General features: G+C 54.9%; 23 protein-coding genes and 3 pseudogenes. 16 read left to right on the forward strand and 10 right to left on the reverse strand.

Going from position 1 to position 26122, the window contains the following annotated elements; all coding sequences use genetic code 11:
- The 8 genes and pseudogenes from B5E41_RS30215 to B5E41_RS30250 all read left to right on the forward strand — a co-directional run.
- Window positions 1-269: integrase core domain-containing protein (locus B5E41_RS30215; protein WP_141098842.1), on the forward strand; the 269-nt coding region annotated here is incomplete at its 5' end.
- Between the two features lie 161 nt (window positions 270-430).
- Window positions 431-1184: pseudogene (locus tag B5E41_RS30220) on the forward strand (IS5 family transposase).
- A gap of 524 nt (window positions 1185-1708) precedes the next feature.
- Window positions 1709-2761, forward strand: coding sequence for an ABC transporter substrate-binding protein (locus B5E41_RS30225; protein WP_176439526.1), 1053 nt, complete (start codon window positions 1709-1711; stop codon window positions 2759-2761).
- Window positions 2762-2829: 68 nt separating this feature from the next.
- Complete coding sequence (locus B5E41_RS30230; RefSeq protein WP_210191831.1) at window positions 2830-3657, forward strand: ABC transporter permease; 828 nt, start codon at window positions 2830-2832, stop codon at window positions 3655-3657.
- Between the two features lie 11 nt (window positions 3658-3668).
- The gene (locus B5E41_RS30235; protein ID WP_176439527.1) at window positions 3669-4481 is read left to right on the forward strand and encodes an ABC transporter permease; all 813 of its coding nucleotides are present in this window, start codon (window positions 3669-3671) and stop codon (window positions 4479-4481) included.
- 45 nt (window positions 4482-4526) lie between these two features.
- Window positions 4527-5753, forward strand: coding sequence for an ABC transporter ATP-binding protein (locus tag B5E41_RS30240; RefSeq protein WP_210191832.1), 1227 nt, complete (start codon window positions 4527-4529; stop codon window positions 5751-5753).
- 76 nt (window positions 5754-5829) lie between these two features.
- Window positions 5830-6783: a D-2-hydroxyacid dehydrogenase gene (locus tag B5E41_RS30245; protein WP_088397245.1), complete on the forward strand. Its 954-nt coding sequence runs from the start codon at window positions 5830-5832 to the stop codon at window positions 6781-6783.
- 273 nt (window positions 6784-7056) lie between these two features.
- Window positions 7057-8235 (forward strand): M24 family metallopeptidase, encoded by a 1179-nt coding sequence (locus tag B5E41_RS30250; protein WP_088397246.1) that lies wholly within the window; start codon window positions 7057-7059, stop codon window positions 8233-8235.
- 97 nt (window positions 8236-8332) lie between these two features.
- On the opposite strand, the pseudogene tnpC (B5E41_RS30255) reads toward B5E41_RS30250, so the two are convergent.
- The 5 genes and pseudogenes from tnpC (B5E41_RS30255) to B5E41_RS30270 form a co-directional block, all read right to left on the reverse strand.
- Window positions 8333-9752: pseudogene (gene tnpC, locus B5E41_RS30255) on the reverse strand (IS66 family transposase).
- A gap of 74 nt (window positions 9753-9826) precedes the next feature.
- Entirely contained in the window at window positions 9827-10171 is a 345-nt protein-coding gene (gene tnpB / locus B5E41_RS30260) for an IS66 family insertion sequence element accessory protein TnpB (RefSeq protein ID WP_003592504.1), read from the reverse strand.
- Complete coding sequence (locus tag B5E41_RS31520; protein WP_141098843.1) at window positions 10168-10554, reverse strand: transposase; 387 nt, start codon at window positions 10552-10554, stop codon at window positions 10168-10170. Before B5E41_RS31520 ends, tnpB (B5E41_RS30260) begins: the two co-directional genes overlap by 4 nt.
- 803 nt (window positions 10555-11357) lie before the next feature.
- Entirely contained in the window at window positions 11358-12500 is a 1143-nt protein-coding gene (locus B5E41_RS30265) for a M24 family metallopeptidase (RefSeq protein ID WP_088397247.1), read from the reverse strand.
- Between the two features lie 314 nt (window positions 12501-12814).
- Entirely contained in the window at window positions 12815-13654 is an 840-nt protein-coding gene (locus B5E41_RS30270) for a transporter substrate-binding domain-containing protein (protein WP_088397248.1), read from the reverse strand.
- Between the two features lie 264 nt (window positions 13655-13918).
- Here B5E41_RS30270 and B5E41_RS32530 point away from each other — a divergent pair.
- The 3 genes and pseudogenes from B5E41_RS32530 to B5E41_RS30280 all read left to right on the forward strand — a co-directional run.
- A pseudogene (locus B5E41_RS32530) lies at window positions 13919-14114 on the forward strand (IS66 family transposase); the annotation flags it as partial.
- Between the two features lie 635 nt (window positions 14115-14749).
- Window positions 14750-15724: an amino acid ABC transporter permease gene (locus tag B5E41_RS30275; protein ID WP_088397249.1), complete on the forward strand. Its 975-nt coding sequence runs from the start codon at window positions 14750-14752 to the stop codon at window positions 15722-15724.
- Between the two features lie 8 nt (window positions 15725-15732).
- Window positions 15733-16464 (forward strand): amino acid ABC transporter ATP-binding protein, encoded by a 732-nt coding sequence (locus B5E41_RS30280; protein WP_088397250.1) that lies wholly within the window; start codon window positions 15733-15735, stop codon window positions 16462-16464.
- 214 nt (window positions 16465-16678) lie between these two features.
- On the opposite strand, the gene B5E41_RS30285 is transcribed toward B5E41_RS30280, so the two are convergent.
- From B5E41_RS30285 to tnpA, 4 genes are read right to left on the reverse strand one after another with little or no spacing between them, the layout of a single operon-like run.
- Entirely contained in the window at window positions 16679-16954 is a 276-nt protein-coding gene (locus B5E41_RS30285) for a hypothetical protein (RefSeq protein ID WP_088397251.1), read from the reverse strand.
- An 8-nt stretch (window positions 16955-16962) separates the two neighbouring features.
- Window positions 16963-18618, reverse strand: coding sequence for an IS66 family transposase (gene tnpC, locus B5E41_RS30290; protein ID WP_088397252.1), 1656 nt, complete (start codon window positions 18616-18618; stop codon window positions 16963-16965).
- A gap of 45 nt (window positions 18619-18663) precedes the next feature.
- The gene (gene tnpB / locus B5E41_RS30295; RefSeq protein ID WP_003595259.1) at window positions 18664-19011 is read right to left on the reverse strand and encodes an IS66 family insertion sequence element accessory protein TnpB; all 348 of its coding nucleotides are present in this window, start codon (window positions 19009-19011) and stop codon (window positions 18664-18666) included.
- Window positions 19008-19418 (reverse strand): IS66-like element accessory protein TnpA, encoded by a 411-nt coding sequence (gene tnpA, locus B5E41_RS30300; protein ID WP_088397253.1) that lies wholly within the window; start codon window positions 19416-19418, stop codon window positions 19008-19010. The genes tnpB (B5E41_RS30295) and tnpA overlap by 4 nt, the downstream gene beginning before the upstream one ends.
- Before the next feature lie 467 nt (window positions 19419-19885).
- Between tnpA and B5E41_RS30305 the strand changes: the two genes are divergently transcribed.
- Window positions 19886-21295 carry a M20 family metallopeptidase gene (locus B5E41_RS30305; protein ID WP_245303189.1) on the forward strand — a complete coding sequence of 470 codons (1410 nt, stop codon included), beginning with the start codon at window positions 19886-19888 and terminating at the stop codon, window positions 21293-21295.
- 398 nt (window positions 21296-21693) lie between these two features.
- Window positions 21694-22170, forward strand: coding sequence for an Lrp/AsnC family transcriptional regulator (locus B5E41_RS30310; protein WP_088397259.1), 477 nt, complete (start codon window positions 21694-21696; stop codon window positions 22168-22170).
- A gap of 186 nt (window positions 22171-22356) precedes the next feature.
- Here the strand turns inward: B5E41_RS30310 and B5E41_RS30315 are convergent, their stop codons facing one another.
- Window positions 22357-23451, reverse strand: a complete 1095-nt coding sequence (locus tag B5E41_RS30315) for a M24 family metallopeptidase (protein WP_088397254.1) — start codon at window positions 23449-23451, stop codon at window positions 22357-22359.
- 819 nt (window positions 23452-24270) lie between these two features.
- Here B5E41_RS30315 and B5E41_RS32870 point away from each other — a divergent pair.
- From B5E41_RS32870 to B5E41_RS30330, 3 genes are all read left to right on the forward strand, one after another.
- Complete coding sequence (locus B5E41_RS32870) at window positions 24271-24693, forward strand: nuclear transport factor 2 family protein (protein ID WP_425350152.1); 423 nt, start codon at window positions 24271-24273, stop codon at window positions 24691-24693.
- A 211-nt stretch (window positions 24694-24904) separates the two neighbouring features.
- Window positions 24905-25600 (forward strand): SDR family NAD(P)-dependent oxidoreductase, encoded by a 696-nt coding sequence (locus tag B5E41_RS30325; RefSeq protein WP_088397256.1) that lies wholly within the window; start codon window positions 24905-24907, stop codon window positions 25598-25600.
- A gap of 302 nt (window positions 25601-25902) precedes the next feature.
- Window positions 25903-26122 (forward strand): transposase (locus B5E41_RS30330; protein WP_141098844.1); only part of this gene is annotated, 220 nt, incomplete at its 3' end.

Here is a 26122-nt window from a genome sequence, read left to right on the forward strand (position 1 = left end):
TCATCGCGAAGGACACCGCATCCTTGCTACGCGACATCGGCATGGAGCCGTGCACGACACCGGTGCGAAGCCCACAGTCAAACGGAATGGCGGAGGCGTTCGTCAAAACCTTCAAGCGCGACTACGTCTCGGTCAATCCAACCCCGGATGCTGAAACCGTCATCGCTCAACTGCCATTCTGGTTCGAGCATTACAACAATCTTCATCCACACAGTGCTTTAGGATATCAATCGCCGCGCGAGTTCATCAGCTCGCAATCTCAAACCTGAGCATGTCCGGTCTTTTGGGGGCAACTCCAATGGGTTTTAGGCATCTGTGTCCTGGAGAGTGGGACGGCGCCGAGAAGTGTGGGCCGCAATAGGTGGCCTAGGCTCAGGACCTATTAATTTGACTTGAGATGTGATTCAGGTCTTCCGAGAGGGAGGCCGTGATGGGTGATTTGTTTTTGCTGAGCGAGCGCCAGATGGCGCGGATATCGCCACATTTCCCGCTTTCACATGGTGTCGCGCGGGTCGACGACCGGCGGGTGGTGAGCGGGATCGTCTACGTGATCCGCAACGGTCTCCAGTGGAAGGACGCGCCGGCGGGCTATGGTCCGCACAAGACGCTCTACAACCGCTTCGTCCGCTGGAGCCGGCTGGGCGTGTTCGACCGCATCTTCGCCGGGCTCGCCGGCGAGGGGCCGAAGCCGGAGCGCATCATGATCGACGCGACGCATCTCAAAGCCACCGCACGGCGGCGAGCCTGCTTAAAAAGGGGATGTTCCCCGTCGTATTGGGCGAACCAAGGGCGGGCTGAATTCAAAGCTCCACACCGTATGCGACGGAGACGGACGGCCGATTATCCTGCTTCTGTCAGAAGGTCAGATGAGCGACCATAAGGGCGCACGTCTCGTGCTCGACACCTTGCCTCCCGCCGATCACCTGATTGCCGATCGCGGATATGACAGCACCTGGTTCCGCGAGGAACTCGAGGCTAGAGGCATTGAGCCATGCATCCCATCATCGAAGAGCCGCAAGATACCCTTCGCCTACGATAAGGTCCTCTACCGCCAGCGCCACAGGGTCGAAAACCTGTTCGCCAAGCTCAAGGACTGGCGGCGCATCGCGACGCGCTACGACCGGTGTGCTCACACCTTTTTCTCGGCAATCTGCATCGCAGCCGCCGTTATCTTCTGGCTTTGATCAATGAGTCCTGAGCCTAGCCAAGCGCATGTAATGCGGGGGTTATTATTGAGGGTCTCGATGGGGGAACTCACGTGCGGATTACCCGCGATTGAATGAAGTTACCTCATAATTCGCCGGCCTTGACCTCCCACTTCTTGAAGTGGAAGCGGGAACATGCCCTTATACCTGGACCATCCGAACTCCTCCCGACTAGAGCGAGCTCGTAGTGAAGGGCCGAGAAGCGTACCGCTTTACGCTCTACGACCCAGATCCGACAGCGAGCGGAGTTGCTTGGCGCCATGGCAACCGAACCGGGCCGAACAGTACAGCCCGCTCGGAACGGCAGAAGCATTCTCTCACGAACCGACGTGCAAATGATTCGCGCAACTCTCCGCAGCATTGGAGCGCGATTCCGGTAAATCCTACTCTTTTGCTGCGTGAGAGCAGATTCATTGCAGGAAAACTGCCCGCCGCTTATGAGAAAGTACAGGTGAGATGCAGTCGAACTGCACGCACTCCAACGGGGAAGAAGGATGACCAAAATGAAGCATAAATTTACGCGCCGATCTGTGTTAGGCGGCATGTGTGGCGCGCTTGCCGCACCGCTGATTATTAGGGCGTCTTCCGCAGCAGCCGCCTCGAATTCGGTAACGATCGCCACATGGGGCGGCAGTTACGGAGAGACCTTGGCCAAGCAGGTCTTTGCTCCCTTCACGTCCGAGACTGGCATTAAAGTCAACGTTGCACCTGCGGACTTCGCAAAAGTCAAAGCGCAGCTGATGATCGGAAATGTCGAGTGGGACATCTATGATAGCTTCGCCTCGGAAGGGGCGTTTGGATCAAAGAAGGGTTTTTGGGAGAACTTAGATGCTTCCTTGTTCGATTCATCAGACCTGGCAGTTCCTTTAGAGGAGCAGTTCGCCTCGTGGTATGTAAATACCGCCGGCATTGGATGGGATCCGAAGAGATTTGAGGCTGGTAAGCATCCCGCAAACTTTGCAGAATTCTTCGACGTAAACAAATTCCCAGGGCGCCGGGCGATCCGCGCTTATGCCGAGGGCACACTTGAGGCGGCCCTTCTTGGTGATGGTGTTGATCCAAAGGCTATGTACCCTTTGGATGTAGAGAGAGCACTGAAGGTCCTTGGCCGCATCAAGCCGAGTGTTGCCGCGTGGTCCACTTCTGCCCAACAGCCAATAACTCTTTTGCAGACTGGTGAGGTGGACTTCAGCTTCACGACGCTTAATCGAGTGAAAACGACGAACGCGCCAGGTGGCGGGGCGCCCTTGGCGTTCTCGCTGGACCAGAATACGCTCTATACTGAATGTTTGGCGGTGCTGAAAGGTGCCCCTAACAAAGAGAATGCTATGAAGCTCATCGCATACTTTTTGCGACCAGAAGTGCAGGCGCGAGTGCTAGAGCCTCTTGGCCTAATGCCCGTGTCTAAGAAGGCTGCTCAAATGGCGTCAGCCGAAGCGCGCAAATGGTTGCCGGATTTGAACAACCCAAAAAATTTGATGACTAATTCCGCCTATTGGGCAGAGCACAATGAGGCGGTGTCGAGCCGCTTCAAGGAATGGATACAACAGGGCTGATTGTCCTTTCGCGGGGGTGGGTCTCGCTGACCCACTCCTCAGTGTTTGCCGGACAACATCCGGAGTGAATGATGAATCCTGTCAGTCGAATCCCTGCTCAAGCCCTGTTTATGTCTCCTGCGGTGCTAATCGCAGTTGCGGTTGTTCTTCCTCCGCTACTATACGTATGCTATATGAGTGTCGGCGGGACGACCTTCTCAATCGCCGCGTATAGCCAAGTTATATCGAGCGGCTTGTTCCAGCAAACGCTTATCACAACGCTACTCGTAGCTGGGCTGTCGATGCTGCTTAGCTTGTTACTAGGTTACGGCGTGGCGTTGCATCTCGCACGGCAGCCCGCACGCCGACGAACATTTTTGATGTTTCTCGTGCTACTCCCATTTTGGACTAGCGTCCTGGTTAAGTGCTTTGCGTTCACAATCATCTTGGGTCGGAACGGAATTATCAATAGCGCGTTGAGTTGGGTTTTGCAGTCGAAGATCGAATTGCCGCTCGTATTGAACATGTTCGGTTTACTCGTAGGAATGACTAATTACCTGATTCCGCTCGTCGTCCTACCAGTATTAGCAAGCCTCCTTGCTATTGATGGTACAGTTTACCGCGCTGCGTCTATTATGGGGGCTAAGCCTGCTCGCATATTCTGGACGGTGACGATTCCATTAAGCTTGCCTGGCGTTTTTGCCGCAGCGCTGAGCATCTTCGTTCTGTCTCTTGGCGCGTTCGTAGTGCCGGCATTGCTCGGCGGGCCGCAGGATCAGATGTTGTCGAACCTAGTCGATTTCTACAACCGACAGGTACTGGACTGGCCTAAAGCATCGGCGATTGGTGTAGTGCTTTTGATCCTTGTTTGTGTATTCGCAGCTCCGGTGGCGCTTTGGCGCCGAAATAAGCTTTAGGAGGTATGTCCGTGTCCAAAACTGCGAATGATCCTCACGAACGCAAATACAGAGCTGTCGGTTTCTGCCTAGCATTTCTGGTCTACGTTTTCCTTCTGGCACCAATTGTAGTAACGATACCCATGGCGTTTGGTTCGGCGAACGCTCTTACCTTCCCCCCGGATAGTTATTCATTCGATCTCTTCAAGATCTTCTTCAGTTCTCCTGGCTGGATCGATCCTCTCCTGGAAAGCCTGAGGGTTGCTCTGGCTGCTACAGCGATTGCGATGTTCGCTGGCATTCCGGCTGGCTACTGGATCGCACGCCACGAATTTGTAGGGCGAAGGGTCATTGTGGGCGTATTGATGAGCCCACTAGTCATACCTGCGATTGTCACGGCCTTGGGGCTCTATCTATACCTCGCGTATCTGAAAGTCAGCGGGACAACATCGGCGATTGTGGTCGGTCATGTCACCCTCACTTTACCTTTCGTCATGGTGATGGTGATGGCAGGGGTACAAAAGTTGGACCGAAATCTTGAATTCGGTGCGCAATTGATGGGCGCTGGGCAGATCAGGATGTTTCTTACGGTTGTCTTACCTCAACTCGTTCCGTCTTTGGTGAGTGCCGCGGTCTTCTCGTTCCTTCTTTCATTCGATGAAGTGGTCATTTCGTGGTTCTTAGCCGGGCCAAACACGATCACTCTCCCCGTCAGAATGTACAGTGCTCTTGAGTGGGAATTGTCACCCGTAATCGCTGCTGTCTCCACCCTTCTCACGGTAGTTTCGTTGTTCGTTTGCCTAATCGCGGTCGCGCTTAAGAAGTCGACGCCTTTTGACGGCTGAACTTCTAATTCCGCAACTTAACGATCACCAGCGGAGGTATTCGCGATGACTACTAAATTAGAGAAAAGAAAAACAATTGAAGAGTTCCAGCGACACGGTCAAACCGATTATGAGGCGAGCCGCCGGACGTCGTTTAGTCCGCTCTATGCAATGACAAAAGGGGTAAATGGGATGCAGCATGTGAATGATCCTGGCGATGACAGCGTCTCGGCAATTGAGATGAAGGCGGTGTCAAAAAACTATGGCCTGGTGACCGCCCTGCATCCAATCGACCTTGCGGTGAAGAAGGGCGAATTCCTGACGCTGCTTGGCCCGTCAGGCTCCGGTAAGACAACGCTGCTAAATATGATCGCCGGTGCAATCGAGCCTACAAGCGGATCAATCATTTTGGCGGGTCGTGACATCACACGCCTTCCCCCACGTGACAGGGGAATTGGCATGGTGTTCCAAAATTACGCCCTTATGCCCCACATGACCGTTTATGAGAATGTGGCCTACCCACTGCGAGTGCGTCGCCAACCCGCCGGTGTAATTCGAAGCAAAGTGCAAGATGCGCTCGAACGCGTCGGTCTACGTGGCTTCGAGGATCGCAAGCCGCGACAACTCTCTGGTGGGCAGCAGCAGCGTGTGGGCATCGCTCGATGTATCGTATACTCGCCTGCCATAATCATGATGGACGAGCCACTAGGGGCCTTGGATAAGAACCTTCGTGAGCAGATGCAGGGCGAGATTAAGCGCCTCCATGATGATATAGGAGCCACTATTATCTACGTCACTCACGACCAAGAAGAAGCCCTCAATATGTCGGACCGCATTTGTCTGATGAACATGGGCCAAATCTCCCAACTTGGCACGCCGGACGATCTGTATTTCCAACCTCAAAACCGCTTCGTCGCAGAGTTTATAGGTGAATCAAATCTGATCGAAGGTCGAGTGTCCGGTCACGGAAAGATGACGATCGCAGGAGACCAATCTATCAGGGTGCCCAGTGGCGTGCCGCTTCAAGCCACTGAACTCCTCGTCATGGTGAGGCCCGAGAAGGTGCGCATTTGTGGCCCCGATGAGATCGTGGTGGAAGGCTGTGATGTCTTGATGGGAAAAATTGCATCCAGTTCGTTCATCGGCGGGATGACCCGCGTCACTGTCGTTACGGATAACGGGATGACCATTACGTCCAAGTTAGTTTCGGCCCGCGCCGATAAACGACCGGAGACTGGGGCAACCGTTCGTGTTTCATGGTCATCCTCTGATCTGGTTGTTCTCGATCGTTGATGCCTTTCCAGATCCACGGCCAATCGTGAATTACGTGTAAACACAACTCCCAACGCGACAGAGGAATGTCAGTATCATGCACAAGGCTCCGACCATCGTAATAAGTCATCCGTCGGCAGAGATCTACGCAGGCCTAATCGAGAGCCGTTTTCCAGACGTTCGAGTTCTTCAGGCGTCTGACGCGTCAAGTCTTGAACGGTACATCGCCGAGGCAGAGATTCTCCTTACATATAGATTTCCGGTGGAGGTCTTGGATAAAGCCACGAAGCTTCGGTGGGTCCAATTCACTGGGGCGGGCGTTGATTCCTTGTTCCCGATCCGTGATCGGGTGAATCATATCACAGTGACCAATGCCCGTGGCATCCATGGTGAAGTCATTGCTGATTATGTCATGGCCGGTGTTACCTTCTTGCACTGGAACTTCCGCAGTCTCTTGGAAGAGCAAATCAAAAAGTCGTGGAAGCCACGGCCCATCTCTCCCTTGACCGAGAAAACGATTGGTATCATCGGCCTGGGGTCAATTGGTGCAACAATTGCGCGCCGTGCGAAGAGCACGGGTATGACAGTGCTCGGTTCAAAACGCGATATATCTGTAAAGGTGGATGGTGTTGACGAATTGTTTGCGCCTCAAGCTACGGCAGAGATGTTGCCACGTTGCGACTTCGTTGTTCTTGCGCTTCCAGCGACGTCCGACACGCTGGGTCTATTTGGACCCGCTGAGATCGCCGGCATGCGTCCTGACGCGTACCTCATCAACATCGCGAGAGGCAGTGTTGTCGTTGAAGCGGAACTGATCAAGGCGCTCCAAAATGAAGGTATTGCAGGGGCAATGCTCGATGTTTTTGAGCAGGAGCCGCTACCTCCAACCAATCCGCTCTGGACTTTGCCGAATGTTATTGTGACGCCACATATGGCGGGTAACCCGGCAAATTATGAAAGCCGAGCATTCTCTGTATTCGCTGAGAACCTTACGCGGCTTATGGAAGGCCAAGGCTTGAAGAACATCGTTGATCTTCAACGCGGATATTAGCTGTCGTTTGCACCTCAACATCAAAGGATGAAAGTGGTGCACATCGCGGTACGTCGCTATCGATCTATTACGATAAATGTGGGCAAACTTCTGCCTCGGTCACCCTAAGGCAGGCGCCTACGGCGTCGTCGCATTGGAATGTTTCGCGAGGCACCAACTGCATCAAGCCGACAAGCACAAGCCCATTTTGTTGACGGTTTTGGCCTGCATACGAAGAGATGATGATGAACGTGCCGGCTTGACTAAGATCAATCTTACAGGAGGCCTAGAAACATGGAAAGAACACTTCATTTTACGCGAACCGAATTTGGCGCCCGCTTGGCGTCCGTCAAACGTGAAATGGTCAGTCGTGGGATTGACCTACTGCTGGTCTCAGAGCCACCCAACCTGAATTACCTCACGGGCTACGACGCCTACTCATTTTATACACCACAACTTGCAATTGTTGCGCTAGATCGTCCGGAACCGGTCTTCATCACTCGTTTCATGGATAGCGTGTCTGCGAAGATGACGACATATCTTGCAGACGATAACATCCGTTCCTTCCCGGACGCGTACGTGAATTCTCCGACTCATTCTGCATATACTTATATGGCGGATATCGTCAAAGAGTGTGGCGGGGAGAGGGCGACCATCGGAGTAGAGATGGGGGGGTTCTACTATTCTGTGCGCGCCCATTCAGACCTTGTCAACGCTCTTCCTCATGCGCGGTTTGTCGATGCCGACTTGCTGGTGAACTGGATCCGGCTAGTAAAAAGTCCTGCTGAGGTTGCCTTCATGCGGCAAGCGGGTCAAATCGGCGACGCGATGATCAGACGAGCAGTGGAGACTGCTGAACCGGGTGTGCGCGAGTGCGATCTTGCGGCAGCGATCTATCATCAACAAATCTCTGGAACGCCAGAGTTTGGCGGCAATTACAGTTCCGCGGCCTTACATTTTGGCGCGGGCGAGCGTGCGCTTGCGCCTCATCCCACCTGGACTGATAAGCCGTTAGCGCCATCAACCACCATTTATATCGAAGTTCATGGAAATCGACTTCGCTATCAAATCAATATGGCGCGTACAATTATTCTTGGAACCCCTACTCCTTCGTATCTTAAGCTCGCGGACATCGTTGTCGATGCGCTGAATGCTGGCCTCGAAAGTGTACGTCCTGGACAAACATGTTCGGATGTCCATCAAGCCTTCACAAAGGCTCTTGCGCCGCATGGTCTTGAGAAGGAGGGGAGGCTAGGGTACCCGATTGGAATCGGCTATCCTCCGTCAGTGGGTGAACGCACGGCTAATCTGCGGAAGGGTGATGAGACTGTTCTCCAACCCGGAATGTGCTTTCATATGATGCCCGGCTTGTGGCTAGATGATGTTAGCATCGCGATCACGCAGCCCTTTGTAGTAACCGAGGCCGGTCACGAGCCTCTCACGTCGACGCCACGCTCCCTGATAGTAAAATAGTCAGCTCGACGGCTTGTGAGCGCGACTACTGCGCTTCCGCAATTTCTTTAAGGGTGCAGTTCAAGGAAAATGAACGTAAGCGACAAGCCGGGGCCGTTCAGGCGGCGTAGTTCCATGGCATGAGCGCGTCGATTTCACTGCTGGGCCATCCATTCGCAAGGCGCTCAAGCGTCTGGGTCAACCAAGCTTGCGGATCGACTGCATTCATCTTTGCCGTTTGCAGGAGCGTCGCGATGGTCGCCCAAGTCCGGCCGCCACCGTCGCTTCCAGCGAATAGACTATTTTTTCTCGTGATCGCTTGGGGTCTGATTGCTCGCTCGACTATGTTGGAGTCGAGTTCGATGCGGCCGTCGGTCAGGAAGCGCTCGAAGATCCCATAACCTCGCCATACGCTCGACGGTGTCTGTAGCGACCTTCGAGCTCTTTGCGACATGCAACTCGTAGAACTTTCTCCGGCTGTGCGACCAACAGCCGGCCAGGATGGCGCTGTCATTGCCTCCATCTTTCCGGACGAGCTTGTTATAAGCGGCATATCCGTCGACCTGCAGGATTCCACGATAGCCGCTCAGGTGTCGTGCGACACACTCGGTGGCTCGACTGTCCTCGAAGCGATAGGCTACCATCGGTGGACCGCTGCCCCCAAAAGTCCGGTCATCCCTGGCATACGCCCATAGCCATGCCGTCTTCGCTGATCCGGAACCAGGTGCAAGTGTGGGCAAGGTCGTTTCGTCGGCAAAGATCCGTTCGGCCTTCTTGATCTCATCGAGGATGTAGTCGGCGAGGATATTGAGCTCGAACCCCAGCTTGCCCATCCATTGAGCCATCAGCTTGCGGTCGAGTTCGACCTTGTCGCGTGCGTAGATGGCTTCCTGGCGATAGAGTGGCAGCCCGTCGGCATATTTGGAAACGGCGATCTGGGCCAGAAGTGCTTCCGTCGGAATGCCACCTTCGATGATATGTGCCGGAGCCGCCGCCTGGACGACACCATCCTCGTTCCTAAAGGCATACTTCGGCCGGCGGGTGACGATGACACGGAACTTCGCTGCCACGACATCCAGCCGCTCGGAGACGTCTTCTCCAATCAGGATTTTGGTCTTACCTGCATGTTCTGGAAGCTCTTCCGGTTCGATCACGACCTCGACGCGCTCAAGATGAGGCGCAAAGCCCTTGCGTGGCCGCGGAGCGCGTTTGCTGTCCGCGCTACCGCGGCCTTTCGTGACCTGAGCCTTGATCGTCGCAATGCCGGTCTCGATCTCTTCGAAGACAAAGGCATGCTGCTCGTCATCGACGGTGAATGATGCAAGCCTTTCCGAGCGTCGGCCAAATCGGGCGCGATCGAAAGCCTTCAGGATCTGCGTCAGCCGCTCGATGCGCTCATCGGCGTCCGCGTTGCGGGCCTCTAGATCGTCAACCTGCTTCTCCAAAGCCTCGACGCGGGCTGCTTTTGCGGCCATGGCAAGAACCATGGCTTTGAGAGCCTCTACATCATCCGGGAGCTCAATCTCGGGCCGCGTCATGGGTATGATCAGAGCATATTTTGCCGCGCTCCGCCCATGCTTTCAGGGACCTGATTCACTTCGCCGCAGCGGTTTTACCCAACAATCTCGGGAGGCTTCACCGGCGTGGATCGAACCCGCTTCCAGTCCATTCCGTCGACTAAAGCCAGAAGCTGGGCATGATTGAGCTGGACGCGATGATGGCCGATCCGGGGCCAGCAGAACTGGGCTTTTTCCAGCCGCTTCGCATAGAGGCAAACGCCGGAGCCATCCCACCACACGATCTTGACTCGGTCTGCTCTCTTGGCCCGAAAGACATAAAGTGCACCGTTGAACGGATCACTGCCAGCATCCCGTACCAGCGAAAGCAAGCTGTCCGGCCCCTTTCGGAAGTCGATGGGATGGCTCGCAAGAAAGACCTTCACGCCGGACGGGATCATGCCGACCGCACCGCTCGGATCACCCGCTGCAGGTGTGCTTCACCGATATCTGCGTCGGCCCGGATAACGACGTCGCCGATGACAAGCTCGATCATCGCACGTGTGCTAATCGTCCTGGTCCCTGTCCGACCAGCCCGATCTTGCGAGGAGGATCGTTGTCCGTCACGAGCATCACGACGCCAGCCAAATAGCTGCGAGGGATGTATGCCGATGCGATGCGCAATGGCCGAGACGCTTGCGCCGGGCTCCATTGCCTCAGCCACAGCCCGCGCTTTAAAATCATCGGACCAACGGCGCCGAACTTGCCGTGGGGCGCCCTCAAGCCGTTCCGGAACAGCCTCGATCATATGGAAGTTTCTAGTTCCAGAGCTAGGCGCAGACATAGAAGCTCACAGTTTGTGAATCGTCTGTCCGCAATACAGCGGCCAACGCTACTGACGCCAGATGGGGTCAGCTTGTCGCTTACAATGGCTTCCTAACCGCTTTACCGCGAAATCAGTGCCAAAGGCCCCTTAAAGGCGCAGACGAGAAGCCGAACAACGGCGAAACAAGCCGATTGCATTCGCCGCTTCCGCCAGAAACGTGGCGTTTCCCCATCCTCAATGCTCTCAAGGCATGACTCGATGACATCGCGCCAAGGTTCCTGCCGAATACCAAGCCTTGCGACGTGTCCTGAACAGTGGAAGTCCCGAGCGGGACACCCGGGGATGGCAGGAAGCCGACCGACAACAACCTCCTCGACCGCGACATCCGAATCTTCGCACCCCGCAGATGTCAATGCTGGTGCTCAGCGGCACCGTGGCGGAACCAAAGCCAGTGCCGTCGTCCACAATTGATGATGAGCTTTCGGCATCGAGATCTCCTCAGCGAATTGCCTCAGCGCGCTAAAGACACTGACGCCACTGATCTCCCGCCCTTCAACTTCGCCAAAGCCGCCGCTGCCTGATCCGATGCAGCCCTCTGACCGCGACCCCATCGATTGGGCCGCGTCAAAGGCGCGTGAAAATAAGCGCTTACGGATAAGCGAGTGCCCTACCAATTTTAGTTAATCTGTGAGCATCTTACAGGGGGACACATTAGGAGACGCTCTGGGCGGCCTAATAGCGCTTGGCACGCTTTGCCAGCCTGAGAGGTATGCGAAAGCAATGTATATTGGGCGACCCGATCACACTCCGCGTCTCAGAGGCTAGCAAAAGAGCCTACGATCCGTCTTCGTCAATCGTTTTCCCCCTTCATGTGTGACGACGATCGTTTCGCTGAAGGACATGCCCCCCGCTGATGTGTACATGTGGAATGTCTGATTTTGCTGCAACTTCCAGGCGGACCCTGGATGGAAAACCCGAGTAAAATCACTTATTCGTGGAATAGAAACTAGACCTAACGTATAGCCAGTAATATTCGCGTAAGTATCACGTAATCCTGTGGCCAGCAGGCCCTCGCGGACAATCCGATCGACTTGCCTGGCATCCTCGCCTGGCTTCATAGCACGGTACTGTTCGTTCTGGATCCCGATCATTGTTTCTGCGGTCCGCATCTGCTCATCGGTTGGAACGCCAATCGATTTCGGCCGCTGCATCCGCGCGCTATAGCCGCGGAACGATGGCAACGGTTCCACGTGAACAATATCGCCCTCGGTGAGTGTACGGTTGCCCAGTGAGGCGTGCAACATCGTCGAGCGGGGCCCTGAAGACATGACGGCAGAAAGGCCCAGCCCGCTATCAGCACCGCTTCGCCACGCTTCGCTAGTCATGGCTGCAAAGACCTCGCGCTCATTGACGCCGGCCCTGGCGACGTCAAACGCCGCCGCCGTCGCCCTATCGCAGATGCCCGCCGCCACCTCTAGGTAGGTGAGCTCGAGCGGCGACTTAGACTGCCGCATCTCCCACATGACCGCCGAGAAATCAACAAATTTAGCACCAGGCAACAACGCGCGGACTTCGTTAGCCCTGTTTACAGTGAGAAAGTTGCTGTCGAGTTCGAGACCTATCGAAGAGGTTCCATACCCTCGGGTTATGATCGTCTCGGCCACTATTCGCACCGAGTTCTGGTCGTCGCGGAACGTCACGCAATCCTTGAGCCAGCTCGATTCTTCAAACACCGTAGCATCTAGCGTACGAATTACGGCGATCGGTTCGTTATCAAGAGGAATGAGCAGGGCGTGATACATGGCAGCGGTCGACCAATAACCGGCGAAATAGTTTATATGCTCGAATTGGTCGACGATTAGGAGGTCAATGTTCCGGTCGGCCATGACTTTGCGCAGCGTCGCGAGACGTGTGCGGTACTCCTCGGCAGGGAAGCGCGGAGGAAAGAGGGAGGCCTGTGACAAGACACTATTCCTATTTAGTTGGGGATTGGAACGGCTGCCCAAATCCGGTTAAGAGTTCCCCGTTCCTCCGGTGCAGTGCATAGGACTTTCGAGGGTATATGGCGACGTTCCTACGCACGGCCGCCACACTTCAGGCTGCGTTGGAATTTAGATCGAATTCTCACGAGAAAATCCGAAAGCTGCCGTCTCACCTGCGGTTTGCTGTGGTGCACGCGTTGGGACAGTCACCAGCATGACGCTCTCAAGAACTATCGAGACCTCTCTATATTTTCATATCGGGCGGCACGCGAAGTCGCCGCCCGACGTAAATCAGACTAATTCGCCTTAGTCATGTCCAATCCAAACCATTTTGTTGACAGCCGTGTCAGAGTCCCGTCCTGTTTCATACCTTCAAACGCACTAGCAATCGCTTGATAAAATTCTTTATCACCGCGCTCCGCAATCACGGCTTCGGGGGAATAGTAAAGCGGGTCACTCAGCTGCTTAAGAGGGTAGCCGGACTTCAGAGCTTTTTCGAGATAGTTTTGGGACACAACAACTGCATCAAGCCGCACGCCATCACCTAAACGAAGGTCGTCCAGAGCCGTCGAGGAGGCTTCATAGGCTTTCACTTGGCCTGCCTTGAATTTGTAATCAAATGCGGGGGCATCTGGCGAGTCAATAACAAGTCGCTGGTTGAGATACTCCATATCCGACGTGTTAGCTGTAACCCCAATTGTCTTGCCGTCTAGTTCTGCAATCGTTGTCAACTTGCTGTCTTTGTAAATCGCCGCGACGGAAATATCGTAGTAATACACTGCGGGGAAATCGAACTTCTCAGCTCGCTCTTTCGTAGGTGTCATGCCGCCGATAGCTAGGTCCCAGCGTCCTTCCCATTTTCCCGCGGTAATGATAGACCATGCAGGAGTCACGAATTTGACCTGAACACCCAATCGCTTCGCGAGATCATTACTAACGTCGATATCGAAGCCATCGAGGTTTCCCTGATCATTCAGAAACGAATGTGGCGGCCAGTCTGGAACTGCGGCTATTGTGATGGTCTTCGTAGACAACACGCGATCGAGTACCTCGCCTGCCTGGGCAGCCGCAGCAGAAATTGACCATGCAGTCGCAATTGCAGCGATGACCTGAAAGTTCCTCAGAGTATTTAGCATTTAGGTTCCCTCTCTATCTTCCTCGGCCGCGCCCACACCAAGTTCAACATATCGGCGACGACGCTCCGGCAGCTAGCTATGTCACATTACGACCGCCTGATTGCTGCAAAGATCGAGCTATATCCGTTGAATTTCACTGCCATGTTCGCTGAGCGGATCGGGACTCTGCGTTGCACGGGACGGCGTGACAATATCTCCCTATTGGCTGGGGTGCTCCCTAGGTACCGTTGCTGCCGATAGCGGTCATCTAACGTCATCCGAACGAAGGTCATTCGTACCGCGCGGGCGAAGTTTACCTGCCGCAACCGCGAGAAGATCAGCCAGCCGCACGCTCTATTTGCATTTGACCGCGCGCCTCGCCGGGCCAGGCCTGCTGGCGACGATCGCGTTCGAGAAGTTCGCTAAGCATCAGCCGCGTAACTGTCAGCGCGAACGCTATTCCCCTAGCGGGTATCGACTTCATCATTTCCACCCTGGCTGAAGTACGCGTTCTTATCCCGCATCGTGCGGTTCTCGGTATCGTCGATGAGCCGCTTCTCGGTGTTCACCCGTGCGGGTTCTACGTCTGGCTGCAGGATCAGTCGAACAAAAGGAATTCTCGACGAAGGTAGCCTCGCTTGTGGCCTTCACGGGATGCCTAAGTTCTCGTGGAACCGGTCCTCATCGACGGTGCACCCGACCGCCTGACGCCCGGCGCACCTACCACCGCTGCCAACCTCAAGATCGAGAAGCCCTGTCACATCATCGCTAAGAACGCGCGTGCTCAAGCTCTCAAAAACAGCGTTCAAAGCGAGCAATCTTCATTCACTCCGAAACGATGAAAATGCTCGCTTCTGGCTCGAACAGTGAGGAAATAAGTTCGGAATGGGAGCTAATTCGCCGGAAAAATTCGCCCCTTCTCGTTATTCTTGGGCGTCTGAATTTACCTGAGAGGACGCCCTTATGTGTCGATAAATTCGATACCGTTTACTCGGGCGCGGCGATGGTGAGCGACACGCAGACAATTATTCCAAGTTGAGCCTTCGGAACGAGATAGTCCGAAATGTTCTCGGCGCTGGCTGGCTGAGGAAATCGAAAACCTAACAAGAGGCGCATATGCTCTACCCAGATAACGTCGAAGCAGAAATACTCGTACATAAGCCCTGGTTCATAGGGTTATTTTTTGGAGCCGTTCTGCTTGCGTTTCTTGTATTTGACATGTCAGGAACCCCTTTTGGCGAACTCATGAGTCCGGTCATAGGCGACCCGCACCAAGGCGGCCTTTATGGCCGCTTCGCAGTAGCTCTTGTTATCGCAGTTCTCTTTTGCATTAATCTCATCATTATTGGGTTTGTGCCATTCCGAATCCAAGTCGGGATGGTCTGGCTCGAACTCCTGATACTATTTCTCGCCTTCTTCGACACATTTAATTTGAGTTTTCCTTTTATCAGGGAAAAGGTTCCGATCCTGATTGCTCAGGGGCTGTTAACGACGATATATATATCTGCAATTTCTAGCGTTATTGCATCCGTGATAGCGATAATTGTTGCCGTGGCAAAATTGTCAAACAACGGTTTTGCTTTCTCGATTGCTAGTTTTTATACCTCCTTCTTTCGCGGCACCCCGCTGCTATTGCAGATTTACCTAATTTATCTTGGTATTCCTCAGTTGGGTTGGGTGATATCCGCAGTGCCGGCTGGCATTATGGCTCTATCGCTGTGCGTTGGAGCATATATGTCCGAAGTTTTTCGGTCTGGAATCCTTAGCGTCGATCGGGGGCAATGGGAGGCCTCTCGCTCAATTGCATTTGGGTTTGGTCTTACAATGCGGAAAATCATCCTTCCGCAAGCTATTCCAGTAATCATCCCTCCGATCGGAAACATGTTTATCTCGATGTTGAAAGATAGCTCGTTGGTGTCGGCAATAGGCGTCTGGGAGCTCATGTTTCTCGCTCGAACCCTTGGGCAGAGCACCTTTAATCACATGGAAATGCTGATTTCCGCGGCTGTAATCTATTGGATCATGTCGATCGGTTTGGAATTGATCCAGTCTCGTATCGAGCGCCATTTCGCCAGGAGTAAAGTGCGTTGAAAACTGACATGGTAATTGAGGTAAAAAACGTCTCGAAGTGGTACGGAGCTTTCCGCGTGCTCACGGACATTAAGCTCGAAGTGCGTAAAGGAGAACGAATTGTAATTTGCGGCCCGTCGGGCTCGGGCAAGTCGACACTCATCCGCTGCTTCAATCGCCTCGAGGCGCATCAGGAAGGTGAGATTTCCATAAATGGCATCCGCCTTCACTCCTCAATGAGGAATCTAAAGGAAGTTCGTAAAAATGTTGGCATGGTATTCCAACACTTCAATCTCTTTCCGCATATGACTGTTCTGGACAATTGCATTGCGGGCCCGATGTGGATCAAGGGCATTCCTAAAGCACAGGCAAAAGTGACGGCTATGAGATTTCTCGAGCGTGTTCGGATTCCTGAGCAGGCAAATAAATATCCAGCACAACTCTCCGGGGGGCAACAGCAGAGAGTGGCCATTGCGCGTGCACTTTGCATGGAGCCGTTGGTCATGCTGTTTGATGAGCCAACATCTGCCTTGGATCCAGAAATGGTGGCGGAGGTGCTGGAAGCCATGACTAGCTTGGCTCGTGATGGTATGACAATGGTCTGTGTCACCCATGAAATGGGCTTTGCTCGTGCTGTCGCCGATCGGGTTATTTTCATGGACGGCGGGCGCGTTGTCGAAGAGGCTGGCCCCAACGAGTTCTTCACAAACCCGCAACACGCACGGACAAAGCTGTTCCTAAGCCAAATCCTAAAGCACTGAAAGGGATCGCGTTCCTGTCATGCCCAGACCGGCGACGAGCGAGCGAAGGAGTTCGTGTCGGTTACGCAGGCGGCTGCCGTATCGTTCTAGTGTGGCCTTGAACCCCGCAGTACTAACGGATGTTTCCCCCTAGCAGCGCCAATACATTGACGGTGGTAGCGGACGGTGGGTAAGCATCCGGTGATTACCGCACCTGGCGCTGATGGTGTGTAGTTCAGCGGTCTGACTGAAGTGCCGCGACAGCTCTTGCCGCCTTATCGCAGCGCGCCGTAAGTTCTGGGTATGAGAGTCTCATGTGCTCGGTCGCGATCTTGAAGAGATACTGCGCGATGGCATCAACTGAGGCGGTTTGGTTGGCCAGCATGCCAAAGACGGTGTCGGCATAGGCATCATATTCGTCTTGCGCTTCAGGAATGTCCGAGACCCCGATGGGGTCCCACTCGGTGAGCAATATTTTCCGAATGATAGCTCGGTTGGCTTTGCGCTCCATCGTTGATCCTATGCCGCAACAGCTGCTGTTTGCGTCGGTTTCCAGTTCCACGGCAGCAATTGCTCCAACCTGCTGAGCGGCGTGTCCGCAATGTTGGCGAGAACTTCGGCGAGCCAGGCTTGCGGATCGATGTCGTTTAGCTTGGCGCTCATGATCAGGGTCGCCATGGAGGCTGCACGATCAGCACCACGATCCGATCCGGCGAAGAGCCATGACTTCCGTCCGAGTGCAAAGCCCCTGAGCGCCCGCTCGGCGGCATTGTTCGTGAGACAAATCCGACCGTCATTCAGGAATGACGTGAAGCCATCCCAGCGCTTCAGCATGTAGTCGATTGCCTCGGCAACGGGAGCATTGCGCGACAGCTTCGTCCGCTCGCTTTGCAGCCAATCATGTAGCTCTTTGACAAGCGGCTCGCTGTCTCTGCGGCGGTGCTCCAGGCGCTGCTCGGCGGCAAATCCATTGATCTCCTGTTCGATGTCGAACAGGGCATCTATCCGTTTGACGGCCTCCAATGCCATTGGTGAGATCGGCGCGGTTTTACTTCCACGTTTGGCGTTCGTTGCGATGTCGGCCAGCACGAAGAACTTGCGGCGTGAATGTGCCCAGCAGAGTGCTTGGCGCAGAGGCGCGGGATCGCGGTCAAACTTGAACAGCGGATTGTAGCCGCCATAGGCATCCGCCTGCAGAATGCCAGAGAAGGTCTTCAGGTGGCGTTCGGGATGTTCCTGTCGCCGGTCTCGCGATGAGTAGAATAAAGCCGCAGGCGGTGATAGCCCGCCAAACGGCCGGTCATCCCGGACATAGGTCCAGATGCGGCCCGTATCGGTCTTTCCCTTCGCTAGGATCGGCACGGTCGTGTCGTCGCCATGCAGTCGCTCGGCGGCCAGGACATGGGCCTCGATCAACGAATGGATTGGCTTCAGGGCCGCGGCACACGCGCCGACCTGATCGGCAAGCGTTGACAGGCTGAGGTCGATCCCCTCTCGGGCATAGCGCTCGCTTTGGCGATTGAGCGGCTGATGCTGAGCGAACTTCTCGAACAGGATCATCGCCAGAAGGTTCGGGCCGGCAAAGCCCCGCGGCGTCACATGGAAAGGAGCTGGTGGCTGGGTGATCTTCTCGCATTCGCGGCAGGTGAACTTCTCCCGCACCGTTTGGATCACTTTCCACTGACGCGGGATGACCTCCAGGGTCTCGGTGATGTCTTCGCCCAGCTTCGACAGCTTGCCCGAACCGCAACAAGGGCAGCTCGCCGGGGCCGCTATAACGACACGCTCGCGCGGCAGATGTTCAGGGAATGGTTTCCGTGATGGACGCTTACGCTCGAAAGCCCTGACCGTCGAGGCTTTGGCCGCAACCTCTGCCACCAGTTCGTCTTCGCCAGCGTCAGCCTCCAGCTCCTCGAGCTGCAGTTCCATCTGTTCGAGGAGTCGCGCCTTGCGTTCTGACCGGCTGCCGTAAAGCTCGCGGCGAACTTTCTCGATCTCCAGCTTCAACCGCGCGATCAGCGCTTCGGAATGCGACACGAGCGCCTTTGCGCTGGCGGCTTGCGCCTTGGCGGCCAGTGCTTCTGCCTCGGCAACGATACGCCGGGCACGCTCCTCGGCCAGCAGTGCAAGCGCACTGGCAAGGTCGTCCGGAAGCTCATCAGTCGCGTCGCTCATGGCAGGATGGAATCATATTCGAGTCCGCGATTCCAGTGCTTTTGCTCATCCTGCCGATGTTGGTCGCCAGGTCTTTTGCGGCATCCGCCAGTCTATGCCTTCGAGCAGATAACCGAGCTGCGCCGGTGTGATCACCACCGTGCCGTCGGCCGCTGACGGCCAGATGAAGCGACCGCGCTCCAGCTTCTTCGTGAACAGACAGGCTCCTTGTCCGTCATGCCAGATCACCTTGATCAGACCTCCACCGCGCCCCCGGAACACGAACAGATGTCCGCACATCGGATCACGCTTCAGCGTCTCCTGCACCATCAGCGACAGACCGGGGAAGCCTTTGCGCATGTCCGTGTGACCGGTCGCCAGCCAAACCTTCACACCACTCGAAACCGGGATCATCTCCGCCCCAGCACGACATCGAGAATGCGGCCCAGCGCGTCCGTGTCGATGTCACTGTCTACGCGGATACGACGGTCCCGACCGAGTTCAATCGTCACATCGCTGCGCTTCCGGCGGGACTGCGATGGGGCGGGTGGCCCCGAGGGAATAGGCGGGGCTGGAAGCGCGGCCTCGGACACGACCACCGGCACCAACGTGCTCGCTGTTTCCGTCCTCGGCTCCTCGATTTGGCAAAGCTCCTTGCGCCAACGGAAGAGCTGGCTGACATGGATACCGGCCGCACGGGCAATCTCGGAGAGCACCGCGCCCGGCTCGAGGCACGCGGCAACCAGCCGCTCTTTGTCCTCCCGAGACCAGCGCCGCCGGCGCTCGACAGACGTGATCACTTCAATCGGATGATTCGTCATATCACTACTCCTAGTGCTAGCACTAGGACTTCCGATGTTCGCCTCAACCTCGCAAGACGGCCTTCACCGGGGGCTTACGACGGTGGCGATCAAATGACCGCACCAGGATCCTCTACTTCTCGCCTGCGCGCACGACGGCCTTGAGGAATGACTGGGTGCGATCACAAACAGTCCAAGATGTTGAGCGTCGCTGGACGCTCACGTTGTACTTAGGATCTTATGTTGAAGGTGTAACAATTTACGACATGCCGAAGGCAGCCTGGTAAGCGGCTACTTCGGTGCGTCAATCCAATTTCCTGCAGAGGCGTCGTTTGAATTGAGGGAAATCGGCGAGAAGCACCTGAAATGCGATGCAATGCGGTTTAGATAATAGTTTACCCTTGGAGTGGCTGGAGACGTTCAAACGCCGCCGACACATGGGTTCTAGTAGGTTTGAACTAAATTCAATGAGGGTGGCTATTGCGCAGATGAACAAATCGATGCCGAAGAACAAAAAGCCGGTCTGGGATTACGTCGAAAGTCACGAAACAAAGTTTCATGATCTTAGCGACCGGATATGGGAGCATCCCGAATTAAACTATCAGGAGTTTTTTGCCGCGGCCGAATTTCGCCGGGCCTTAAACGCTGCCGGCTTTTCAGTCACTGAATCGGTAGGTGGTATTTCAACCGCGCTCTTTGGCGAAGCGGGCGAGGGGGGGCTCGTCATTGCAGTACTCGGCGAGTACGACGCTTTGCCTGGCTTGAGTCAGCACGCCGGTTTTGCGGGGGAGTGCCCGATTTCGTCTGGTGGGGCGGGGCACGGTTGTGGGCATAATATGCTGGGCTCGGCCTCTTTGCTGGCAGCCGTGGCCATAAAGGAATGGCTAGCCGAAGCGAAATTGCCCGGACGTGTACGCTTCTACGGTTGCCCAGCCGAAGAGACGGGTTCTGGGAAGAGCTTCCTCGTGGCAGCAGGTGCATTTGACGATGTTGATGTGGCCATAAGCTGGCACCCTTCCGCCTTCACCGGCGTTTGGCGCGCCGTCTCACTTGCATGCGTCGAAATCGACTTCACTTTTCACGGTCGAGCTGCGCACGCCGCGGTTGAGCCGCATCTGGGACGTAGCGCACTGGACGCGGTTGAACTCATGAATGTGGGTGTCAACTACATGCGCGAGCACATGCCCTCGTCGGCCCGCGTCCACTATGCAATTATTGACGGAGGAGGCATCGCGCCAAACGTTGTCCAAGCGAGGGCTACTGTGCGGTACCTGGTGCGGGCGCTTACCTTGGACGAGATGTGGAGTCTTGTGGAGCGTGTGAAGAAAATAGCTGAGGGAGCGGCATTGATGTCGGAAACCTCTGTCGAGGTAGTGCAACATTCAGGCGAAGCAAATCTCGTTGCCAATCCACCGTTGGAGCAGGCAATGCATGCTAACCTCATGCAATTGGGATCGCCAGGTTTCGACGAAGCTGACAAAAAGTTCGCTGCTGAAATCCAGAAAACACTGACGCCGGAGGATATTCGTTCCGCCTACGGCCGTTATGGTCTGTCCACCGGGTCCGATATCTTGTATGAGGACGTCTATCCGCTTGAGCGCCCCCAAAGTGGCGCAGTCGGCTCAACCGATGTCGGGACTGTCAGCTGGGTAGTGCCCACGGTGCAATGCTTAGTGGCATCATACGCGGTCGGCACGCCTGGCCACTCCTGGCAACTTGTTGCTCAAGGAACGTCGCCCGCGTCTCACAAAGGGATTACGTTCGCAGCGAAGGCTATGGCTGGGCTTGCCTACGACGTGATATCTGATCCGGAGCTTTTGTTGTCCGCGCGCGATACACTCGAGCGGTTCCGAAGTGAGAACACTTTTCGAAATCCGATCGAACCAGGAGATAGGTGATCGCATTCGTATGCAGGAAAATCCGGCCGCAAGGGAGTTAAGATTGATCGCCCCGCTCAATCGGTAGGCTCTCAAACATAAATTGCACAGCTTTTTAAATCCGAAAGCATCATTGGTGCCCGTTGAGCTGGCATCACAGGTTGTCTGCAGCAAACCATCCGGTCCCTTCGCCTAGTGTCGGCGGGCAGCCCCGTTTGGCGAGTGTTCAGAGTTAGTGACGATCAATCCGATGAAGTAGAACCTACTTACGGCATTCGACAACGACTCCGACGTTGAATCGCAGACCCTTTCCGGTTAATTACAACTTGAAACCCATTTCCTCGTCATTTTCGCCGCAGGCGATTAAATCCTGCGTTTAATGAGGGTAAATGGACGCGAAACTGCAAAGGGTATTCCTTATGAATTACGATCGGGTTGACGCTCACATCCTTGAGGTTGTTCAAAAGAACAATCGTTTGACCTCCGAGGTCATCGGAGAAATGGTAGGATTGTCCTCCACTGCGTGCCAGCGCCGGCTCAGACGGCTGCGATCAGAAGGTATCATTGAAGCCGATGTGTCGATCGTGTCAGCTAAGGCGGTCGGACGGCCTATTCAGATGCTTGTTCTTATCACCCTCGAACGCGAGCGCGCAGATATTATCGACAAATTTAAAAGGCTTATCAAATCCTCCTCCGAAGTTGTCAGTGGATTCTACGTAACTGGTGACGCAGACTTTCTTCTTTATCTGACAGCACAAAGCATGGAGGACTATGAGGAGTTCACGAGAGGCTTTTTTTATGGGAATCCGGATATCAAAGGGGTTAAGACGATGGTTATAATGGATCGTGTCAAGTTAGGCTTCGCCATTCCAATTCAAATGCCGGAGGAAGACTAACAAAAAATAGTCCCTACGTCTTACATCCAGCTCGATGGGCACAAAGGCCGGATTTTCGTGCAAAATTCTGGCGAGGTCGGATGCTAGATCGCAGAGAGTTCTCAGCACGGTGTCAAGGCAATCCTCTGCCGAGATGCCGCGTATGGGGGGCAAAAGTGCGAACCATTGAGGTCGCTTCAACAGTTACTACATGCCTCCCGCAACAAACACTTCGCGAGAGACAGACGACAGTACCTCGGGCAGATGACCCAAAACCACGATCTCTTCGAGACGAACGCCATACTGGCCTGGTAGATAAATCCCGGGTTCGATTGAAAACACCATCCCTTCCTCCAACACCGTTGCTGATTTCTCACTTATGTAGGGAGGTTCATGGAGATCGATCCCAATTCCATGTCCTAGGCGGTGATTGAAATATTGGCCATAACCAGCCCGTGTGATTACGCTGCGGGCGGCAGCGTCCACGCTGCTGGCTGGGACCCCCGGCTTGGCCGCCTCTAGGGCCGCGCATACAGCGTCCTCCACGATCGCATGAACCTTTAAGTAGCTTTTTGATGGGTCTCCGACAAATGCCATGCGTGTGATATCGCTGGCAAATCCGTCCTTGCGACCTCCAACATCAATTAGTACTACATCACCGTCCTGGATTTTCCGACAAGCCTTCGGATAGGGTAATGCGCTACTGGGTCCCGATGCAGCGATCGACAAGACAGGAATGCCCCCCTCCTCATAGAAACCGCTCTTTATGAGGTGTTCGAGTTCAGCTTCGCTCATTCCCGTTTTGACCGTTGAGAGCGCTTTCAGGATCACGCGGTCCGCGATTTGCGCGTTCATTTTGAGGCAATTCAGTTCGGCGTGATCTTTGCGCATTCGGAGTGGGCCGATAATCTCGCTGGCGTACTGATGGTTCGCGTACGGCATCAGCTTTAACAACAAAAGCGCGACATCAGCGCGCATCGACTCCTCGAGAACAATGCTTTCCGCTCTATCGGCTTCGAGCGAGGCCAGCGCTCCAGCAACAGTCGCGTCAGGTCCATCGGCGTCATCCCACGTGCGCACGCAAATGTCTTGCTGCTGCAGCAAGCCACCAACGTGAAGCGCCGACAGGACCAACACATGCTCATGGCGCCCGATCAGAAGTAGACAGAGTCGCTCACCAGCTTCAGGATGGAAGCCTAATATCCAGTCCATGTGCGACCCTGGGCCAACAGCGACAAGGTCAGCCCCTCCTGCCTGCATCTTCTTACGCAAAGCTAGAAGCCTACTGTTATTGAATTTCATGTTTTTCCTCCTTTTGGGGGTCCGCAGAGCGAAACGCCCACATCTTGTCTCCGCTCTCACAAATATCGAAAACGCATTCGAACGGAGTTTGGCATTTCTCAAATTGCGCACCCGTACCAAGACCCGCGATGTCGATGTAAGAGCCTCACCAATACACATCTCTGACTGCAAGCGCCTGAGAGATACTGACGCGCTCTTGGTTGAAGCGCGGCTCGTCATCTCTTGAATGGTTCGCGGTGCCCTCCCTGCGGGCTGGCGATTCGACAGGTTGGACTCTGAGCCACAGCTTCCATCTGAACGTATTCTACAACATTTCCGGCGCCGTTAAGCTGCGGCTGAAGGAACACTGGGTTTGGATTTCGTCGGACGCGGCCGAATTATAGGAGATTTACACACCAGACATACCAGGATCCTGGCACTACTGCGTTGTGTCGCAATTTTGACCCTCTCAAAGACAGCCGAGCTTACTCGCGCGTCCGTCTGATGCAGAGCGCACTCTCGCACTCGTCGTTAGTCGGCATTACAGCGATATTTGAAATAAGCTGGGCACTTCGTGAGGAATTACTGCGAAAATGAGATGGAAATTGCAGAGAACCGAATTGCATATCGTTTAATTTACGTGACGCGGCTTCCGTAAGGACCCCTAAGTCCACTCGGGCGAGTAGCGAAGGAACATTGAGCAGTGGCCGAGCATTGTCTCTCATCCTCGTGACGCAGGCAAATAATTCGCCCACACGAAGTTGCGGCGGTTTACGCGAGTTACAGATGGGTCGCCTGAACTCGGGGCCAGAACTCGTAAAGTGGTGCTTACTCAAGCTTATGCGCATACCTAAGGGAGGTTTAGAAATCGACGATGTTTCAGTTTTGCAATCTGATGCGATTAAGAACAAAAAGGTAGTACGGGGTTTCCTTGATGCTTGGGCAAACTGCGACCCTGCTGGCGTGCAGCGGTTTGCGGCCCCCGACTCCGTCTTGTGTTTATCGACAGGTCCCGAACCCGGTCTGACCCTCAGGGGTAGTGCAGAAATCAGCCCTGTGCTCGAGAGAGTCCTTTCGGACGCAAAGGGAACTGTTCTGTCCGAGATCGATCTCTACGCGCTTGCCGGCGGCGTTGCAGGGAACTGGACGTGCACTGGTGTAAACGCCAAAGGTGAGACGGTAGACGTGAGAGGATGCGGTATATTTGAGGTCTATGACGGGAAAGTGACACGCCTTGACGCTTACCGAAAAGCGACTGGGTAACGGGGTCGGCTGTCATCTTAAACATTAGCTTACTCCAGAGCATTCCTACATGATGGCGTGCTCTGGTATCTTCTCAAGTTCGAACCTTGCTCGTTGAAAGGTGTCCGTCGAGGGGGTCAAAGGGCGACTCTTGCTCTTTGTCACCGCCATAGCTTGCAAGCGTCGACTCCGAACAGCAATTTTCACACTGCTTCAACAAGGGAACGCGTAAATGACCACGAAGGAACGCTCTCAGCCTCGGATTCTCGTCACTGGCGTTGGCGGGAGTATCGGCATGGCCATTATCTCGGCTCTTGAAGCCGGCGAATGCTCATTGATAAAATTGAGTCAGAAAGGAATGGGAGCGGGAGATCTCGTGGCTGACTTCGGGGACGATGCGGAATTAGCGAACGCGGTGGGTACCATCCCTGGGGCGCTCGACGGAATTGTTCTGGCGCACGGAATGTTGCAGCCGGGGCCTCTCGCTCGGGTAGCTCCATTGGAGTGGCGCAGGCTCCTCGATGTCAACCTCAATAGCCTTTACACGATCCTCCACAGTGCAACACCAAAGTTGCAGGCGGGGGCCAGCATTGTGCTCGTTTCATCCACAGCAGGCTTCGACCACAGCCCAGTCGGTGGCCCCCACTACACGGTTAGTAAGTGGGCTATTAACGGTCTAGTTCGTCACCTTGCATCGGAACTTGGTTCCTCGGGGATCAGGATTAATGCAGTCTGCCCGGGGTGGATCGATAATCCTATGGGGCGTGCGTTTCTGACCGATGCTCAAATTGAGGCGGGGCTAGCTGAGATCCCGTTAAAGCGCGCAGGTACGCCTAGCGAAGTTGCGTCAGTCATCAAGTTCCTGCTGAGCGATGAAGCAAGCTATGTGACAGGCGCCCTATTGCCGGTGTCCGGTGGGGTACAATGATTTTAGTAAATGTATCGCCGGTCTGCTTGCACTCATCCGTTAAGGGAGGAACCGCGCAGTTTGTAGAACGCATTTCGTCGCTAAGCCGATCCGTTGTGCAACTGCGCGAGGTCGCCTTGGCCGGGCTGGACTCTGTTACTGGCACGAGGGAATAAGCCGGCTAAAGCGGTAGCGATTGCGCGTTCGTAATATCGTAGAATGACCGCTGCTACTTCACGGTCAATCGTAAGCGCTGTCCTGCTCCCACCTTCCGGATCATCGCTTGATCATTGATGTTCAACCTCGAAAGAGGGCTTGGACATATGTCGATTTCAGAACTTACGCTTAAAACTAAGGATGAGCCGATACGCCGGTTTGAGGTTTTCACAGGCAATGGCCGTCGTCGCGAATGGAGCGACGATCAGAAGGCGCAGATTATTGCGGAGAGTTGCGAGCCCGGCGTCACGGTGTGCTCTGTGGCGCGGCGGCATGGGTTGACGCCGCAGCAGTTGTTCACATGGCGACGGCTCGCCCGAAAGCCGC

The sequence above is a fragment of the Rhizobium esperanzae genome (assembly GCF_002204185.1).
GTDB classification, from domain to species: domain Bacteria; phylum Pseudomonadota; class Alphaproteobacteria; order Rhizobiales; family Rhizobiaceae; genus Rhizobium; species Rhizobium esperanzae.